This window comes from Niallia sp. Kr1 (assembly GCF_050389805.1).
Taxonomy (GTDB): domain Bacteria; phylum Bacillota; class Bacilli; order Bacillales; family Cytobacillaceae; genus Bacillus_BD.
In genome coordinates, this window is the sequence record NZ_CP130945.1 from 246,533 (window position 1) to 264,810 (window position 18,278).

General features: G+C 37.1%; 16 protein-coding genes. 10 read left to right on the forward strand and 6 right to left on the reverse strand.

Translation table 11 applies throughout. The annotated features are described in order from the left end of the window. Positions 1-27 precede the first annotated feature (27 nt). Positions 28-1,017, reverse strand: a complete 990-nt coding sequence (locus Q5760_RS01295; RefSeq protein WP_428910491.1) for an ABC transporter substrate-binding protein — start codon at positions 1,015-1,017, stop codon at positions 28-30. 14 nt (positions 1,018-1,031) lie between these two features. Further along, positions 1,032-1,775, reverse strand: a complete 744-nt coding sequence (locus tag Q5760_RS01300; RefSeq protein WP_428910492.1) for a polysaccharide deacetylase family protein — start codon at positions 1,773-1,775, stop codon at positions 1,032-1,034. A 226-nt stretch (positions 1,776-2,001) separates the two neighbouring features. Between Q5760_RS01300 and Q5760_RS01305 the strand changes: the two genes are divergently transcribed. Continuing rightward, complete coding sequence (locus Q5760_RS01305) at positions 2,002-2,817, forward strand: squalene/phytoene synthase family protein (protein ID WP_428910493.1); 816 nt, start codon at positions 2,002-2,004, stop codon at positions 2,815-2,817. Positions 2,818-3,045: 228 nt separating this feature from the next. Continuing rightward, a complete protein-coding gene (gene codY, locus Q5760_RS01310; protein ID WP_428912469.1) occupies positions 3,046-3,816 on the forward strand; it encodes a GTP-sensing pleiotropic transcriptional regulator CodY in 771 nt (256 codons plus the stop codon). Positions 3,817-3,912: 96 nt separating this feature from the next. Here codY and Q5760_RS01315 read toward each other — a convergent pair whose 3' ends face one another. Together Q5760_RS01315 and Q5760_RS01320 are read right to left on the reverse strand one after the other, a co-directional pair. Further along, on the reverse strand, positions 3,913-6,024 hold the full coding sequence (locus tag Q5760_RS01315) for an MMPL family transporter (protein ID WP_428910494.1): 2,112 nt from the start codon (positions 6,022-6,024) through the stop codon (positions 3,913-3,915). A 113-nt stretch (positions 6,025-6,137) separates the two neighbouring features. Next, positions 6,138-6,713: a TetR/AcrR family transcriptional regulator gene (locus Q5760_RS01320; RefSeq protein ID WP_428910495.1), complete on the reverse strand. Its 576-nt coding sequence runs from the start codon at positions 6,711-6,713 to the stop codon at positions 6,138-6,140. Positions 6,714-6,890: 177 nt separating this feature from the next. Between Q5760_RS01320 and Q5760_RS01325 the strand changes: the two genes are divergently transcribed. The 3 genes from Q5760_RS01325 (at position 6,891) to pdxT (ending at position 9,606) form a co-directional block, all read left to right on the forward strand. Next, entirely contained in the window at positions 6,891-7,982 is a 1,092-nt protein-coding gene (locus Q5760_RS01325; protein ID WP_428910496.1) for a mechanosensitive ion channel family protein, read from the forward strand. A gap of 145 nt (positions 7,983-8,127) precedes the next feature. Beyond that, a complete protein-coding gene (gene pdxS, locus Q5760_RS01330; protein ID WP_428910497.1) occupies positions 8,128-9,012 on the forward strand; it encodes a pyridoxal 5'-phosphate synthase lyase subunit PdxS in 885 nt (294 codons plus the stop codon). A gap of 12 nt (positions 9,013-9,024) precedes the next feature. Continuing rightward, positions 9,025-9,606 carry a pyridoxal 5'-phosphate synthase glutaminase subunit PdxT gene (gene pdxT / locus Q5760_RS01335; RefSeq protein WP_428910498.1) on the forward strand — a complete coding sequence of 194 codons (582 nt, stop codon included), beginning with the start codon at positions 9,025-9,027 and terminating at the stop codon, positions 9,604-9,606. A gap of 454 nt (positions 9,607-10,060) precedes the next feature. On the opposite strand, the gene Q5760_RS01340 is transcribed toward pdxT, so the two are convergent. Then, positions 10,061-11,491: a PLP-dependent aminotransferase family protein gene (locus Q5760_RS01340; RefSeq protein WP_428910499.1), complete on the reverse strand. Its 1,431-nt coding sequence runs from the start codon at positions 11,489-11,491 to the stop codon at positions 10,061-10,063. A 333-nt stretch (positions 11,492-11,824) separates the two neighbouring features. On the opposite strand from Q5760_RS01340, the gene Q5760_RS01345 reads away from it, so the two are divergent. Continuing rightward, positions 11,825-12,250, forward strand: coding sequence for a DUF2935 domain-containing protein (locus Q5760_RS01345; protein WP_428910500.1), 426 nt, complete (start codon positions 11,825-11,827; stop codon positions 12,248-12,250). 29 nt (positions 12,251-12,279) lie between these two features. Here the strand turns inward: Q5760_RS01345 and Q5760_RS01350 are convergent, their stop codons facing one another. Next, positions 12,280-12,687, reverse strand: coding sequence for a hypothetical protein (locus tag Q5760_RS01350; RefSeq protein WP_428910501.1), 408 nt, complete (start codon positions 12,685-12,687; stop codon positions 12,280-12,282). A 233-nt stretch (positions 12,688-12,920) separates the two neighbouring features. Here Q5760_RS01350 and Q5760_RS01355 point away from each other — a divergent pair, with 233 nt between their 5' ends. From Q5760_RS01355 to Q5760_RS01370, 4 genes are all read left to right on the forward strand, one after another. Next, complete coding sequence (locus Q5760_RS01355; protein WP_428910502.1) at positions 12,921-13,148, forward strand: DUF1858 domain-containing protein; 228 nt, start codon at positions 12,921-12,923, stop codon at positions 13,146-13,148. 18 nt (positions 13,149-13,166) lie between these two features. After that, a complete protein-coding gene (locus tag Q5760_RS01360) occupies positions 13,167-14,417 on the forward strand; it encodes a DUF438 domain-containing protein (RefSeq protein ID WP_428910503.1) in 1,251 nt (416 codons plus the stop codon). 336 nt (positions 14,418-14,753) lie between these two features. Next, positions 14,754-15,758: a 2-oxoacid:acceptor oxidoreductase family protein gene (locus Q5760_RS01365; RefSeq protein WP_428910504.1), complete on the forward strand. Its 1,005-nt coding sequence runs from the start codon at positions 14,754-14,756 to the stop codon at positions 15,756-15,758. 27 nt (positions 15,759-15,785) lie between these two features. Continuing rightward, on the forward strand, positions 15,786-18,104 hold the full coding sequence (locus Q5760_RS01370; protein ID WP_428910505.1) for a thiamine pyrophosphate-dependent enzyme: 2,319 nt from the start codon (positions 15,786-15,788) through the stop codon (positions 18,102-18,104). Positions 18,105-18,278: the final 174 nt, after the last annotated feature.

The following is an 18,278-nucleotide window of genomic DNA, read 5'->3' on the forward strand; positions in this document are numbered from 1 at the left end:
TCTATTGGGGCAACCTCATTTTTGTTTTTATTTTTCAATAAAAGAGAAATCTGTTAAATCCTCATATGAATATGTGTTTTTAATTTGACCTTTTTCCTTTGTCCAAGTAATGATGCTGTCAAATTGTTCTTGGTCAATCGCGTTAGCATGCTCAAGGTCATAAGGTAAGTTTGTTAAATAGGTGCTCATCGCTTCAGGGAATTGATAATCAGCCAAAATATCGCTGTATTCAGAAGCATCTGTTTCGTTCATGTAATCAACGGCTTTATTATAAGCACGATAGAAGGCTTTAATATCTTCTGGTTTTTCCTTAAGGAATTCTTCCGTAAATGAGATTGTACCACCCTTAATCCCCGCTTCTTTTGAACTTCCTAAAAGATGGGCACCTTGTTGAACTAACAGACCTGCTTGTGGCTCTGTAAAGATCACACCATCTATTTGGTCTTGAAGAAGGGCTTCAGCTCTTCCCGAGAAAGAGGCGATTTCCTTAATTTCGTATGAGAAATTCTCTTCTTTAGCAAACTCATCCATAATGTATTCCAAAATGAAGTTAGGCACAAGGGACACTTGTTTACCATCTAACTGCTTCATTTCTGTAATCCCTGAATTAGGAGAAGAAAGAATTTTAAAATCCTCGCTAATATCGGATGTGATGACCATATTAATACCATTTTCTTTAAATGAAGCATTCGTCATGACGTCACCAATTGTAGCATCTAATTGACCAGCTTGTACGGCAACATTTCGATCCATAGGATTTGAAAAGGGTTTAATCGATACGTTGACACCTTCTTCTTCAAAAAATCCTTTTTCCTTTGCTAAAATAATCGGAATTCCAGATTCTGCAGCAAGAATTCCAACTGAAAATTCCTCACCAGAAGGTTTTGCAGCTGTATTTTTTGATTCATTTTCAGTTTCAGTTGTATCTTTTGTATTTTCAGTGGTGTTTCCATTTCCGCATGAAGCTAGTAATAACATAGCTACAAGCATCATAAATGTAATAAGTCTGTTTTTCATGTTCGTTCTCCTTGTTATCCTACCAAATTTTTAAAAGCATCTAATTCCATTAAATAGGGAACCACATTTCTTTTTAAGCGAAGGGTTTCTGTTTCTATTGTGTTTGGTCCTGTTTGGGTTGTGAAAGCCAACTTGAATCCTTTATCGTTTAAAAGGTTGACATTTCTTTCATTAAATAAACCGAATGGATAAGCAAAAACATCTTTCACCTGGACATATTCATTACACTTGTCCAAATCCTTAGCAAACTCTTCATCACTTGTGGACATGATGATACTTGTTTTTAGATCTGTTCGCTGATGGAAAGAATCGGTGTGGTTTGCATATTCGAATATATCAGCCATTTCTGCTAAATCATCTTTCGTTAAACAAACCGAGTGGTCAGGATTGAATTCCTTCTTTTCATCGTGTAGCCAGCTTGACACGACGAATGACACAGCATGAAATCCATATTCTTTTAGAACGGGATAGGCATATTTTTTCATGGATTGATAACAGTCATCAAAAGTGATGAGAATTGATTTTTTCGGTATATCTTTTCCCTCATAATAGAAACCTTTCACTTCCTCCAAGGTTAAGGTATGAAATTGATGTTGATGCAGGTATTTCATTTGTTCCTCAAATTGTTCGAGGGTGACAAAAAGAGGTGATGGGAGAATATCATCATAATCCTGTTTCACATCAATGGATGACTTATTTTCTGGGTTAAACTCGGTTTTTTTTCGGATTTCATGGTACACTAATGTAGGAAAATTCATAGTTTCCTCCTTTGGGAAAAAGTAACTTTAATTGATTTATTATATGAATTTAAATTTTTACAAGTCAATGAACTTTTTATGAACTATTTTTTGGGATACGATAATAATATTGGGTCGATAAACGTTATTTAGTTATAATATGACAAAAAGGGATCTATCCTATAAAATAATAGTATTCCTTATTTTAAAAATGTACTGTGAAAGATAGGATTTAGGGGGAATTAAGGTGAGTGAAGCGAATTTTATAAATAAAGAAGCTAGACGAGTGTTGAAAGAAACGAGTAGAACTTTCTATATTCCAATTACCTATCTGGCTCAAGGATTACAAGAAGCAGTAGCTTCGGCTTATTTATGTATGAGAGCAATAGATGAAATAGAGGATCACCCCGAGCTCCCAGCAAATGAAAAAAGCCATTTATTACTCTCCATCCACCAAATCCTGAAAAAAACCACTTATAAAGAAGACTTAACAAGTCTATTTCAGCCATATCAATCGGTTCTTCCTGATGTAACATTAAAACTAGGGGATTGGATTGGAGTTTGTCCATCTGGAATTGTTGAAAGAATGTTGGATGCTACTGCAACCATGGCAAGCGGGATGGCTAAATGGGTTGAAAAAGACTGGGTGATCAAATCAGAAGGTGATTTAGATGAGTACACTTATTATGTAGCTGGTTTAGTGGGTGTAATGCTCAATGATATATGGAAATGGTATGATAATACTGAAACAGATGAAGATTTAGCGATTGCATTTGGTCGGGGGTTACAGGCGGTCAACATCCTCCGTAATTACAAAGAAGATGAAACGAGGGGCGTTAACTTCTTCCCTGATGGCTGGGGATTAGAAGAAATGTTTGCCTATGCACGTAAAAACCTTGAAATGGCAGACCTTTATATGACCTCCTTGAAAACCGATAGCATCATTAAGTTCTGCAAAATTCCATTAGTGCTGGCTCACGGAACCCTTAAAGCCTTAATGGAAGGCAAAGAGAAAATGAGTAGAATTGAAGTGTTAAAAGCGGTCGGACAAGTAGTAAAGTAGAGCATAAAAAAGGGTGACAGATACCTTCCAGTTTCTGGAGGGTATCTGTCTTTCCCTTTAATTATTAATTTTTTGTGATATTTTGTAGAATTTTGTTGAAAATTGTATTTTATCATATATGATGTTATTATAAATGTGTGAAAAGTGATATATTTTGGAAGATTGGAAGATGAGAGTTAATTATGTAATTAAAAGATGTCGAAGTTCGACTTAAATATAGGAGGAAACATGGAACTATTAACAAGAGTTAGAAAAATTAATGCAATGCTGCAAAGTGCTAAGGGCAGTAATGTAAACTTTACTGAAATGGCTGAACTACTACGTGAAGTTATTAACACAAATGTTTTTATTATTAGCACAGATGGTAAAGTTCATGGTCATGCAATGAACCAGCAAGTGATCAGTGATCGAATTAATCAGGTATTAGAAACAGGTCAAGCTACAGATTCTTACAGAGAAATCCTATTACAAATTAATGAAACGTTGGCCAATGTAGATGTTGATAGTGAGTATAGCGCCTTTCCTGAAAACAAAGATATATTTAAATCCGGCTTAACTACTCTAGTACCCATCATCGGCGGTGGGGAAAGATTAGGAACTTTAATTTTATCCCGGGTAGATCAAGCCTTTGATAATGACGATTTATTATTGGCAGAATATAGTGCAACAGTGGTTGCAATCGAAATTATGCGTGAACGCTCTGAAGTCGCTGAGAAAGAAGCTCGTAATAAGGCGGTTGTTCAAATGGCAATTAGTTCTTTATCATACAGTGAATTAGAAGCTGTTGAACATATTTTTGAAGAATTAAATGGAATCGAAGGATTACTCGTTGCTTCAAAAATTGCTGATCGAGTAGGAATTACTCGCTCAGTTATTGTTAATGCATTAAGAAAATTAGAAAGCGCAAGTGTAATTGAATCTCGTTCCCTAGGAATGAAAGGGACGTATATCAAAATTTTAAACAGTAACTTTCTTGCTGAGCTTGAAAAAGTAAAATAATAAAGAAAAAAGGCTAATTCTATGCTTGTTAGAATTAGCCTTTTCGATTACCTAAACAACAAGAACGTTCATTTCTTTCATAAAATTAAAGGTTGGCTATACCGTTTCCTTGGAAGGCTGATCTTTTTCCAATAAAACAAGTAATGCTGGTAAGAGAATACCTCTTATTAAGAACGTATCTAATAAAATTCCTACAGCTACGATAAACCCGAACACAAAAAGTAATTGAATTGGTTGTGTCATTAAGACAGCAAAAGTTGCAGCTAGAATAATTCCTGCAGACGAGATTACGCCTCCTGTGTTAGCAACGGCAATTTCAACGGCTTCCCGAACAGAATGTTTCTTTCGCTCCTCTTGGTATCGTGAAATTAAAATAATATTATAGTCGATCCCTAGTGCGACAAGGAAAACAAAGGAGTAGAGAGGAACACGGTTGCTAATCGTGCTAATATCAAAGAATAGACTACTAAAGAACATCCCTAATCCTAGTGCAGCAAGGAAAGAAATTAAAATCGTCCCCATCATGTAAATCGGCATTTTAAACGACTTTGCTAAAACGATCAATAGCACAAAAATTAATATCGTTTCAAGTAAAACAATAACAATGAGATCTCGGTTATTTACAGAGCGATCGTCAACTTTTGTTGCCGTTTCACCGGAAAAATGGAGTTGCCCCTTTAGATTGCTATCCGCTAAAATTGTTGAAGAAGTATCCCTCATTTTTTCTAAGGCATCCAACGTCTCAACTGCATAAGGACTTTCATCAAACGTCAAGTTTAGATTAAGTACCTTTTGATCCTCAGTTATTCCATTCACTCGAACATTATAAACGAGCGGTTGCTCGGATAATTCATTGATCAAGGCTTCCTGATCTTGTGCTGTTAGAGCCTTCTCGCTTTCCAATAAAACGGTCGTTGGCGCTAAATCACCTTTATGAAATTTTTCTTCTAGAATTTCATAACCTTGTCTCGATTCCATATCCTCAGGGAAGGATTTCATCGTATCGAACTCATAGGTTAGGTTGGCTATATTACTTGCACAGACAAGAAGGAAGATTCCCATTACACTTGCTGTTAAACCTGGTTTTTTTACAACAAGTCGACCGATTTTACTCCAGATGGAATGACTCTTGACTGTCTCATCTCCAACATGAGGAATTTTAGGCCAAAATGACTTTCTGCCGAACAAGGTAAAAAGTGCTGGAATGAGTGTAATTGATGCTATCATAATAATGACCATGGTTGTTCCAAAGGTTGGTGCAAAGTTTCGATAATCACCAAATTGGGCAAAGAATAAAACTAACATTGCTGCTAGCACGGTTCCGCCTGCAAAGAATACTGGCATGCCCGTCTCACGCATGGCCATTTTCATCGCAACATATTTACTTTCATGCTGTTTCAGCTCTTCTCGAAACCGTGCGAACACAAATAAGGAGTAATCGACAACGGCCGCAAACAATAGAATCGTCATAATCGAGAACGTTTGATTACTAATCACTAACCCTGCTTTTCCCATCAAACCCAGCGTTTGATTCATCACCATATAAATAAACCCAACGGCTAGTAGCGGAATTAACGCTAATAATGGCGAACGATAAATCAGAATTAATAAAATAAGTACAATTCCAACAGTTGATAGCAATAGAACAATATCCGCTCTGGAAAAAAGATTTAACGAATCGACGGCAATTCCAGCGGGTCCCGTTATATTTAAGTTTAGTTCACTAAAGTCCTCAGCCACTGCGTGAATTTGTTCCACCCGATCTCTTAATTCCTTCGATTCTAAACGAGAGTCAAAGGATAACGGAATCACTGCAGTTGTTTGATCCTCTGAAAAGAATCCCATTGCTGCTTGTGGGGGAAGGCTAGTTAATGGAACTACTTGCTCTAATCCGTCAATGTCTTCAGCCTCTAATTTTTGAAAAAAGGAGACTAACTCTTCAAATGTCAACTTATCATCATGATTGGCTTGAAAGACAAAGATACCAGGAATTCCATCTTGTTCTGAAAAGTAATGATCAACCTTTTCGTTTGCAATCACTGACTTTGCATCATCTGGTAATGATTGAATGCTCGAAACTTCATAGTCCTTGGCGCTAGGTGCAAAAAAGACTAATAAGAAAGTGACTGCTAACCAAATAGATAAGGTGATCCACATTCCTTTTTTGGTAGTTATACGGTCGGTAATCCATTGAATGAATGTCCTCATACATTCTCTCCTTTTATTATCTATTAATTTAAAGTGACAGATGTGTCACATTGAAAAAATAAAAAATGACACTACTGTCACCTAATTATCTTTTAAAGTAACAATAGTGTCAATTAATTCTTTGTAAACATTCCGTCAGAAAGAATTTCCTTAATCGATTGGATCCATTCCGTTTGTGGGACCCCAAAATGATTAGGTATAGAAACCGTTTGAAAAATAAACCCTAGAATTAAACCATCAGCTAAGTGGGGTTTTAATTTTTCTTCCTTTCTTCCTAAAAAAATAAAATTTTGTAAACGGTGATACATATCCAAGTGCATTTCATCTAATTTTTTCTTGTTAGCTCGAACCTTTTCGTTAACTTGGATTGGAATTTGATGACTCATCCCTATTAATTGATGTATATCCGTTTTTTGTAAGATTAAATTTAGAAGGAAGTCAAATTGAGCATTGAAGGAATCAAATTGGTCAATGTCTTTAAGACTAATAAGAAATTGACTCATTTCATCCAGCATAAAGTCCGTAATGAGCTCTTCTTTGTTTTCGTAGTATTTATACAATGTTCCCCTTGATACCTGTAAACGATTAGCAAGCAAACTAAAAGTAAACCCCTCATAATGATGGTGAAGGAGAAGTTCTTTCGTATGTTGAAATAATTCCTGTTTCGAAAATTTGCGCTCACGTGCCATGTTTTCACCTCATTTTCATTCATTATAACATTTTAGATGTAATAATGTTTCATCCTTAAGGGAGATTTCGTTCCATGAATAAAGTAAAAGGTACGATATTCTGATTTTTGTTTTGACTTATCTGTAATTTAATATGATAAGATAAAATTTAGCTCTATACAATGAGGTGAACCATATATGACGTTTGAGATATTCACATCTGAATATTTAACAGAAACGGCGATTGCCATTGGAATCTTTCTTGTATTTCTACTGTTAAGGAAGATCTTCGCAAAATATGTCTTTGATTTGTTGCTAAGGGTTAGTAAGAAGGCAAAAACAACTTTATTGACGGCTATTTTTACGGCATTTGAAAAACCGGTTCAATGGGTTTTTATTGTAATTGGACTATACGCTGCTGTCCGTTATTCTTCTCTACTGAATCATGCGGACCCATTGTTTTTGAATATGATACGTTCTGGAATTGTGATTTTTATTAGCTGGGGATTGTACAATCTAACTTCTTCTACTTCTCGTATTTTTGATATCGTTACTAATCGATATGATCTTGAGATTGATAAAATCTTAATTCCCTTTATGTCAAGAATTTTAAGAGTCATTATTGTTTTAATTGCCATTAGTGTCATTGCTCAAGAGTTTGGTTACAATGTGACAAGTTTTGTTGCAGGGCTAGGGATTGGGGGTCTCGCGATTTCACTCGCTGCTAAAGATGCTCTGGCCAATTTATTTGGAGGCTTTGTTATTATTACAGAGAAACCATTTACAATTGGTGATTGGATTAAAACTCCTGCAGTAGAAGGAACCGTTGAAGAAATTACTTTTCGTAGCACACGAATTCGCACCTTTGCCGATGCGATAGTCACAGTGCCGAATGCTACTCTATCAAATGATTCGATCATTAACTGGAGCAAAATGGGAAAAAGGCAGATCCAGTTTCAATTAAATGTACTATACAACACTTCTAAAGAACAACTTGAACATGTCGTTAGTAAAATTAAGGACCTACTTGTTAACCATCCCGGTGTTCATAAAGAAACAATTTTGGTTTCTTTTGATCAATATCAAGAAAACGGTTATGGTATTTTTATTTATTTCTTTACAGAAACAACGGTTTGGGCTGAGTTTTTAAAAGTGAAGGAAGACGTTAATTTTAATATCATGGAGATACTTGAACAAGAAGGCGTTAAATTGGCGATTCCAAGTAGGAATTTGTCGTTAGAACAAGATGTGGAACAGCAATTTAAAAAGGGAACCTTACATGGTTCATAACAAACAACCTCTTTCAATTATTGGAAGAGGTTTTAATTTTGTGTAAAATGGATTGATTTTTCCTTTAAATATGGATATTTTAAAAAGTCCATAATCCTGATATATTCTTTTTAATACGTTAAAGAATTAAAAGGGGGATTTACAAATGTTACAAACTGGAACAGATCGAGTAAAACGAGGAATGGCGGAAATGCAAAAAGGCGGCGTCATTATGGACGTCATAAATGCTGAGCAAGCAAAAATTGCAGAGGAGTCCGGCGCAGTTGCCGTTATGGCATTAGAACGTGTACCTTCTGATATTCGTAAGGCAGGCGGAGTAGCAAGAATGGCAGATATTTCAATTGTAGAAGAAGTAATGAATGCCGTTAGTATACCTGTTATGGCAAAAGCAAGAATAGGTCATATCGTTGAAGCTAGAGTCCTTGAAGCGATGGGTGTCGATTATATCGATGAATCTGAAGTTCTAACTCCAGCAGATGAAGAATTCCATTTAAATAAAAAGGAATTCACCGTTCCATTTGTTTGTGGATGTCGTGATCTTGGTGAGGCTGCTCGTCGGATCGGTGAAGGAACCTCGATGCTACGTACAAAAGGAGAGCCAGGGACAGGGAATATTGTTGAGGCGGTTAGACATATCCGTAAAGTCAATGCTCAAGTGCGTAAATTGGTACATATGAGCGAAGATGAAATTATGACTGAAGCAAAATTACTTGGAGCTCCATACGAAGTTCTTTTACAAATTAAAGAGCATGGAAAATTACCTGTTGTAAACTTTGCTGCTGGTGGAGTCGCTACACCTGCAGATGCAGCGCTGATGATGCAATTAGGTGCAGATGGTGTTTTTGTTGGGTCTGGTATTTTTAAATCAGATAACCCAGCTAAATTTGCGAAAGCAATTGTTGAAGCAACGACTCATTATCAAGATTATAAACTCATTGCAGAACTTTCAAAAGGCTTAGGTACACCGATGAAAGGTCTTGAAATTGCTTCCATTGCTCCTGAAAATCGCATGCAGGACCGCGGCTGGTAAGAGGTCTTGAATATGGTGACAGTTGGAGTATTGGGATTGCAAGGAGCGGTTAGTGAGCATGTACGCTCCATTGAAGCCTGCGGCGCAAAAGCCGTAGTTGTGAAAAAAGTGGAGCAGTTGGAGGACATCGATGGCTTAATTTTACCCGGCGGAGAGAGCACAACCATGCGTAGGCTTATTGATCGATATGGGTTTATGGAGCCATTGAAGTCATTTGCTGCAAGTGGTAAGCCGCTGTTCGGTACATGTGCAGGCTTAATCTTGTTAGCAAAGGAAGTCGTTGGTTATGAAAATCCACATCTTGGATTAATGGATGTAACCGTAGAACGTAATTCTTTTGGCAGACAAGTAGATAGTTTTGAAGCGGATTTGACCATCAAAGGGCTGGATAAGCCATTTGTAGGGGTATTCATCCGAGCTCCCCATGTTGTAAAAGTAGGAGAGGGTGTAGAGGTTCTAGCTGAGCATGACGGCAGAATTGTTGCAGCTCGAGAAGGACAATTTCTAGGATGCTCATTCCACCCAGAATTAACCGATGACCACCGATTCACGGAATTGTTTATTAACATGGTAAACATAGCCGTTGCCGTGTAAAATAGCAGTTTCCTACAGATACCCACCATACTAGAATGGTGGGTATTTTTTTAGTAAACAAACGTTTGATTGGAAAATTAAGGGAGGTGCCAGGCACCATCCAGTATTTGGTAATAAGGGATTTTGCTAGCAATATTGAGTTTAAACAAATGTTTGTTTAATAACATTTTAGTAGTTTGGAATTTACACGATTAGTAGGGACTTTAGGTTCGAAAAAAGTAAAAGTGTTGTTTGAAAGTGTCTCAAGGACAAAAGTGAGAAAAAAATGAAAGAAAAGTCCATGAGAGAGCGTCTCAAGGACAAAATTTAGAAAAAACGATAAAAAAAGTCCAAGAGAACAAGTCTCAAGGACAAAATAATATAAAAGCGTCCTTTAGAATGCTCTAAAGGACGAAATAATAAAAGCCGAGTAAACATTGTTCATAAAATAGATAACGGTACAGTTGGAGCCTTGCTATCCCAGCACTTTAGCCAAGCGCTGTATCCCCTGAATAATCTGTTTTGATTCTAGATGTGCAAATCCGAGTAATAAACCTTTTCGGTTGCTCTTTAAACAATAAGGGCTGAGCGGGAAAACACCAATGCCCGCTTTTAATGCCGTTTGAACAGCCCCATACTCATCAAAATCATGATTAGCCTCCAAAAGGACATGAAGACCGGAATCAGTTCCTTGAATATGAAAACTTTTCGATAATCCCGATGTGTTTAATGTCTGAATCATATCACGATGGCGCTTATGATAAATAGAACGCATCCGTCGAACGTGTTTTAATAGATCGCCTGTTTCGAAGAATTGCCCAAGAGTATGTTGCTCCATAATAGGTAAGTGACGGCATACAAACTCTTGTACTTTTGCCATTCTCTCAATGGCCTCCTCTGGACCAATTACGGCTGCTAAACGGATACCAGGAGCAAGGAGCTTGGTAAAACTCAACAAATATAAAATGTTCGTAGGCATTTGTGAGTACAAACTTGGCAATGGGGCACCACGGTAACGGAATTCCCCATCATAGTCATCCTCAATAATCCAAGTTTGATTTTGGCGAGCAAATTGAATTAATTCCTGTCTTCGGTTTGCTGTCATCAATACACCGCTCGGAAATTGATGGGACGGCGTAGTAAAGATCATTTTGGTATGAGGAGAGATTTGATCAACACAGATCCCTTGGTTGTCGACTGGAACAGGATCAATTTCCATTTTGCGATAACGCATGGAAGACCAAGCAACTGGAAAACCAGGATCCTCAACCGAAACTAAATCGCCTTCTTGAAGCAGTGCCTGTGCAATAATATCCATCGTTTGTCTAGCACCAAGTGTTAATAGAATTTGATCGGGGTTGACATGTATGCCTCTTTCAATCGCAAGATAACGGGAAATTTGTTCCCTAACCGAATAGAGACCATACGATGAACTATATCCCCAGTCAAATAAATTCTCCTTTTTTAGGACAGTATTAGTGGCATGACGCCAAGACTTCTGAAACGTAGCATCAATATATGGAACATGGAGTCGAAAATCGATTTCTGCTTTTTCTTCTGTTTTCACATCTGGCCAGTGCTCCACTCGCTCTGATTTCTCCTCTAATAACGGGTTGTCTGGAATAATAGGAGGAGCCTCTTCGGTATTAGTCTGTGATAGGTCGGCCTTAATATCGCAAACTCTTGTTCCACCGCGCCGAGAGGTAATGACATATCCCCGTGACTGCAATTCCTCATAAGCAATCTGCACACTAGATCTAGAAATGGATAATTCACGAGCTAGCTGTCTTGTTGGTACTAAAGGATCTCCTGGTGAGAGTTGTCCGTTTGTAATATATTCAATCACTTGATCTACAATTTGTAACCAAAGTGGTCGCTTATCTTTTTTGTCAATCTCGATGTACATAGTGTTAATCTCCCTATTAAAATATGGATTGTTATTTTAATAGTAATACAGGGTTTAGTTTTGGTCCATAAAAATATTAATTTCAATTAATCCTGTTTTCTATGGTTTTAGCTATAAATGGTTGATATTCGGGTGTCTTTTCCAGAAAACGGTGGTGAATTAAAAGAAAACCGGAGTTCAGACAAGAACAAGTTAAGATGGACGATTAAGTCCGTAGAAGTCAATCTTTAGACAAGAACTAGCTAAAAATTAGAAAACAAGTCCAAAGAAGCAACTCATAATTAACCATTCCCGTCCATATATTGTTACGAAGAATTCACAGGGGGGATGGATATGCAATTTTATTATGGTGGTCAGATGCCGTTAAGGATTTTAGATGAGGCGGAGTTTTGGAAGCATCAGGAAGAGGAACATACGGTAGTGATAAGAGAATTGGTATCCAATTTGGAAGCGGAATTTGTAACCGCCTTACATGAATGGGAAAAAGCATTATCTGAAACACATAAACAAGTGATTCGCTTTATTGAATCTGTGGTTCGATCCAATTACCAAATTTCCAATGCCTTATCTCAACAAGTGTTACAATTAGTCTCTTTCTGCTTGCAACAAAGCTTACAGTTCATCCAATTGTGCCAACAAATCAAAACAGAAAGTGCAGCAGTAAGTGCTAATCCAACCGCTAAAGTCGTTATAGACCACATCATCCGGGAGTCAGAATACTTTGTCGGCATTGCCCAAGCCCTTTTATATCATCAATGAAAAAGGAATGAGTCAAGGGGCCCCTTGACTCATTCCTCCTGATAATATCGTAAATAATCAAAGTTTGAGGTTGGCACCGATTTAATTATGTCACCATCTTCATCTCGATACACCTCATATTCACGATATTCTTCAATGACATATTCACCATCAATCATTCTTTCCTCTAAGATCATTTCCAATGTATAATCCGCAAAAGCCTCTTTCGCTTCAGACGAACTCGTTACCTCAGCATTTTCCTCATCTTGATTATTGGAATCAGAAAAGTTTACAGTTTCCGTTTGTTCCTCCAATGCGTCAAGTTCTGCAAGAATGACTTCATTTGGAATACTTGTTACCTCAACGTGCTCTTTGTTAATCAAAGAATAAGGGGAATCTAAATAAATCATTGTCAGGACTACAGCCATAAATCCTATAAGAGGAAGTGATTTTTTCACGATCTATTTCTCCTTTAAATAAACATTTCTTCTAAAATTTATGCCTGTCCCTCTTGGGATAGAACCAAGCCCTGAAAAGAGTTCACAAATTGGATGCAATTTCCTGCTAACTAGAGTGATTAATATCACAAACATGTTTTGATAAAAACACTATACTTCAAGTGTGATAATCATTCTCAACAAGAGGGTGAGTCATTCTGAAACTTACTCTCACTAATAAGAGGTGAGTTACGATGGATAAAGTCGTTGATTTTGACAAAACTGTTTACGAATTATGTACAGAAGATTCTTTTATTATAGAAATTATGACCGAACTTGGATTTGAAAAAATTACAAAGCAAGGAATGCTACAAACGGCAGGAAGGATCATGACGATTTCAAAGGGTGCTCGTATGCGAAACATTGAACTTACTGAAATCATTGAAACTTTCGAAAAACACGGATATACCGTGAAACAATAGAAAGAGGGGGAGAAATATATGAGCGAATTAATAAATAACCGTGAAAACTTTACTGAAACTAAAAGTGAACGCCAACAAATGTTAAAAGAGATTATTAAGGAATTGCACGCTGGCAAAGATGTTGATGAAGTAAAAGCTAAATTCGAAGAAGCGGTTGGCGACGTTACCGTTGCAGAAATCTCGCAAATGGAACATGACTTGATGATAGAGGAAGGAATTCCGGTAGAAGAAGTCCAACGTTTATGTTCAGTTCATACCGCGATTTTCAAAGGCTCTATCGAAGAAATTCATCGTTCGGAAAAGCCAGAAGATCAACCGGGACACCCTATTCATACGTGGAAAATGGAGAATAAAGAAATTGATATGCTTGTCAATTTCAAAATGGACCTTCACCTAGACCACTTTTTAAAAGATGATTCTGATGAAAATAGATTTAAGCTTATTGAAGATTTAAACTTGCTAATGGATGTTGATAAACATTACTCAAGAAAGGAAAATTTACTTTTCCCATATCTTGAAAAGTACGGAATTGATGGTCCAACAAAGGTGATGTGGGGGGTAGACGATGCCATCCGTCTAGCCATTAAAGAAGCAAAGGCATTTTTAGTAGAGTACGGTGGGAATAAAAGTGATATTAGAAGTTCTGTAAAGTTTGTCATTAAAGAAGTAACAGAAATGATTTTTAAGGAAGAAAACATTCTTTTCCCAATGGCACTTGATACATTAACAGAAGATGAATGGGTGAAAATTGCAGCAGAAAGTGAAGAGATTGGCTACTGCTTAACAGCCCCAACCGAAAAATGGAAGCCTGAACGTCATCCGTTGGAGATTGAAGAAGAAAAAGAAGAGATTAAACCAGAAGATGGATTTATTCGCTTTGAAACGGGGATCTTATCACTGAAACAATTGGAAACGATCATGAATCACTTGCCGGTTGACCTTACGTTTATTGATGAAAATGATGTTGTACGTTATTTCTCTCATGGACCAGAAAGAATCTTTGCTCGTACAAAAGCAGTCATTGGTCGTACGGTTCAAAACTGCCATCCACCTCAAAGTGTACACGTTGTTGAAAAACTATTAAAAGATTTTAAAGCAGGTGTAAAGGATGTTGAGGATTTCTGGATTCCTGTAAAAGATATGTTCGTTTACATTCGTTACTTTGCAATAAGAGATGAAAAAGGAAATTACATGGGTACCCTAGAATTTACTCAAAATGTAAAGGGAATCCTTGAATTAGAAGGTCAAAAACGAATTCTATCAGAATAAAATAGATAAAAAACCTCTGGAAACAGAGGTTTTTTTGTTATGATAAATAGATAAAGATAAACTGTCTTAGCCCTAACAAAGGTACTGTCACATAATCGTATTAGGCTAATTAGTTATTTCTTAATAGTATAAATATTTATAAAATATTGATTTTAGTTTTAATTGTTACCTACTTATTAAAAAAAAATTAATAGTGAAATAAACATTTTTACCTTCCGTTAAAAAACTGTTGTACTTACATTTTTATGCTGTTACAATAAATATGGTATATGATGAATATTCAAAATTTTAAACAATGTTTAATGAAATTAATATGGATGGAACGGAGGAATTACTTTGTCAAGGTTACCCAAAGTAAATGAATTAGGATTTTTTGAAATTCGTCTTGAATCAATCGGTGGCTTAGGTGCAAACTTAGCCGGTAAGTTATTATCTGAAGCAGGCGTAGTGGGAAATGGTTTTAATGGACTTAGCTTTTCATCTTATGGGTCTGAGAAGAAGGGGTCACCAGTAAAAGGTCATATCCGTTTCTGTGAACCATACACTAATATTCGTGACACAACACCTGTTGAACGTCCACATGTAGTTGCAGTTTTCCATGATGCTCTTTATAAAACACTAGATATTACAAGTGGTATGTATCCAGACAGTACGATTCTAGTAAACTCGAAAAAGTCTCCTGATGAGTTAAAAGAGTTAATGAACATAGACGGTGGAGTTGTAGCTGTTATTGATGCTACAGCAATTGCTTTAGAGGAAAAAACAAAAGTAAATACGGCAATGCTTGGTGCACTATATCGCATTCTTGATTTCTTAGATGCAGACTCTATGAGAGATACAATTCGTCGTACTTTCGAAAAGAAATATCCTCACTTAGTAGAATCTAATATTCGCACATTTGACCGCGGATATAATGAGGTTGAATTCAAAACATTTGAAGCAAGTGCAGACGCAACTGCTAAACCGTTTGTTCGACCAGAACCAACTCTTGGTTATGAAACACAGCCAATTGGTGGACTTGTTATTGATCCAGGTAATAGTATTTTCAAAGATTTAAGTATTTCTCGCTCAGGAGTGCTGCCTCATTATCATGAAGACAGCTGTATTCATTGTGCTGCTTGTGATACAGCATGCCCAGATTTCTGCTTTGTATGGGAAGAAGGCGCTGACAAAAGAGGTCGTCCACAAATGTTCCTTAAAGGAATCGACTATCAATATTGTAAAGGCTGCTTAAAATGTGTACATGCATGTCCTACTGATGCGTTATCAAGTGAAGTTGAAACAAATGACGGATATGCAGACGCAAATCGTGTACCACATCTATTCGAACTTGTAAAATAATATCTAAAGTGAAAGGTGAGTAAGTCCATGTCAAAAGAGATCATTATTGATAAAGAAAAAGCTGGGTTATCAGAAGGCTCAGTTCAACAATCAATTGTTTTTGAATCAGGGAACGAAATGGCAGCCTATGCGGCCCATCAAATAAACTATCATATTATGGGTTATTATCCAATCTCTCCTTCTACAGAAGTTGCTCAATTCTTAGATGGAATGAAGGCAAGAGGACAACATGATATTAAATTAATCGCTGCTGACGGTGAGCACGGTTCTGCGGGGATTTGTTACGGTGCGGCTACTGGTGGCGGACGTGTATTTAACGCTACAAGTGCTAACGGTTTCTTATACATGCTTGAGCAATTACCAGTTCAATCTGGAACTCGTATGCCAATGGTACTAAACCTAGTTAACCGTTCTGTTTCTGGTCCATTAAATATTCATGGTGACCATTCTGACCTTTATTTTGCTTTAAATATCGGCTGGCCTATTCTTATGGCTCGTGACCCACAAGTTGTTTACGATATGAACATCATGGCTATTAAACTAGCAGAAGATCCAGAAGTTCGTTTACCAGTTATCGTTTCTTATGATGGTTATTTCACTTCCCACCAAAAGAGACGTGTACAAGTAATTAAAGATAATGATGCTGTTCAAAAATTCATTGGTCCAGTACCAACAAACTATCCGCATGCATTAGATCGTGATAACCCAGTATCAATTGGTGCTTATATGAATGAGCCTGATACAATCAACAACCGTTATCAACAATCTGAAGCTATGTACAACGCTGAGAAAGTCTTCGAAAGAATTTCTAAAGAATACTTTGAATTAACAGGACGTGAATATCCAGTTCTTGACTTATACAAAATGGAAGATGCTGAAGTGGCTGTATTTATGCTTAACTCTGCAACTGAAGTTTGTAAAGATGTGGTGGATCAATTACGTGCGAAGGGAATTAAAGCGGGGGTTATTTCTCCTAACTTACTTCGTCCTTTCCCACAAAAGCAAATTGCTGAAGCATTGAAAAACGTTAAAGCTATTACAGTTGGTGACCGTGGGGATTCTTACGGAGCGCATGGCGGTAACATGGCTCTTGAAGTAAGAGCAGCGCTTCAAACTTACGGAAACACAACTACAAAAGTTATTAACCGTATTTATGGTTTAGGTGGTAAAGACTTCTATGCAGATGATGCTGAAAAGTTCTTCGAATTAGCACTAGATGCTGTAGAAGTTGATAAAGTAGAAGTTCCATTTGATTACTTTGGTCATACTCCTGGTAACCCAGAACTAGCACCAAAACGTCGTGTGGAACCATTGAAAAAAGAAGATGTTCGCACAGGTCTTATCACGGTAACACCTGATGAAGAAACGGGAGAATTAAAAGTTAAGATCCCACCACTACGTGCGTTAACAAAGAAACCAAAACGTATTTCTTCAGGTCATGGAGCTTGTCCTGGATGCGGTATCTTCTCTGGTCTTGAGTTATTCTTCAAAGGGATCGAAGGCGATATTGTTGCTCTATTCCATACTGGCTGTGGGATGATCGTTACAACTGGTTATCCATACAGTTCACATAAAGCAACTTATATCCATAACTTGTTCCAAAACGGTGCAGCTACTCTATCTGGACTTGTTGAAATGTTCCATGAAAGAAAGCGCCGCGGTGAGTTTGAAGAATTAGGATTAAGCGATGACTTCACATTCGTTATGATTACTGGTGACGGTGGTATGGATATCGGTATGGGACCTGCGATTGGTACAGCTTTACGTAACCATAAAATGATTATCCTTGAATATGATAACGAAGGATACATGAACACAGGAAGCCAATTATCATACTCAACTCCACTTGGACATATGACAAGTACTTCTGGTGTTGGATCACATCAACAAGGTAAAACATTCCACCATAAGGATACAGCTCAAATTATGGCTGCAACACATATTCCTTATGTGTTTACTGGCTCAGAAGCATTTGACCGTGACCTATTGAAAAAAGCGGCTAAAGCACAATGGTATGCAAACAATGTAGGATTGGTTTATGGTAAAATCCTTATTGCATGTCCGTTAAACTGGAAGTCTAATGAAACATTAGGACAAGAAATTGTTGGTGCGGCTGTTAACTCTAACTTCTTCCCGCTATATGAAGTGGAAAAAGGCATTACAACGATTACTCACGATCCAGAAGCTAAAAAGAAAAAGATTGAAGTACGTGATTGGTTGAAACATATGGGTAAAACAAAACATATGTTAAAAGAAGAAAACAGCGAGCTATTAAAAGAGTTCGAAAACGAAGTAGAACGCCGTTGGAATCAACTTAAAGCAAAACACGAAAGTCCGTATCTATAATAGACATGAAAATAGCCCCAGTTTTGGAACTGGGGCTATTTTTTCGGCTTTTTTAAGGAATTTTTTATAAAACAGCTTATGGTTTCAGTCTTAGTTTAGATAATTGAACCAAACTCGATCGGGATTGAATCAAATTCGATGTTAAAGTACTCGCCAACCCAATAAGACAACAAA

Excerpts from the sequence above, each read along its gene's own strand:
- Q5760_RS01295 (WP_428910491.1), bottom strand. The coding sequence starts at position 1,017 with ATGAAAAACAGACTTATTACATTTATGATGCTTGTAGCTATGTTATTA.
- Q5760_RS01300 (WP_428910492.1), bottom strand. The coding sequence starts at position 1,775 with ATGAATTTTCCTACATTAGTGTACCATGAAATCCGAAAAAAAACCGAG.
- codY (WP_428912469.1), top strand. The coding sequence starts at position 3,046 with ATGGAACTATTAACAAGAGTTAGAAAAATTAATGCAATGCTGCAAAGT.
- Q5760_RS01315 (WP_428910494.1), bottom strand. The coding sequence starts at position 6,024 with ATGAGGACATTCATTCAATGGATTACCGACCGTATAACTACCAAAAAA.
- Q5760_RS01320 (WP_428910495.1), bottom strand. The coding sequence starts at position 6,713 with ATGGCACGTGAGCGCAAATTTTCGAAACAGGAATTATTTCAACATACG.
- Q5760_RS01325 (WP_428910496.1), top strand. The coding sequence starts at position 6,891 with ATGACGTTTGAGATATTCACATCTGAATATTTAACAGAAACGGCGATT.
- pdxS (WP_428910497.1), top strand. The coding sequence starts at position 8,128 with ATGTTACAAACTGGAACAGATCGAGTAAAACGAGGAATGGCGGAAATG.
- pdxT (WP_428910498.1), top strand. The coding sequence starts at position 9,025 with ATGGTGACAGTTGGAGTATTGGGATTGCAAGGAGCGGTTAGTGAGCAT.
- Q5760_RS01340 (WP_428910499.1), bottom strand. The coding sequence starts at position 11,491 with ATGTACATCGAGATTGACAAAAAAGATAAGCGACCACTTTGGTTACAA.
- Q5760_RS01345 (WP_428910500.1), top strand. The coding sequence starts at position 11,825 with ATGCAATTTTATTATGGTGGTCAGATGCCGTTAAGGATTTTAGATGAG.
- Q5760_RS01355 (WP_428910502.1), top strand. The coding sequence starts at position 12,921 with ATGGATAAAGTCGTTGATTTTGACAAAACTGTTTACGAATTATGTACA.
- Q5760_RS01360 (WP_428910503.1), top strand. The coding sequence starts at position 13,167 with ATGAGCGAATTAATAAATAACCGTGAAAACTTTACTGAAACTAAAAGT.
- Q5760_RS01370 (WP_428910505.1), top strand. The coding sequence starts at position 15,786 with ATGTCAAAAGAGATCATTATTGATAAAGAAAAAGCTGGGTTATCAGAA.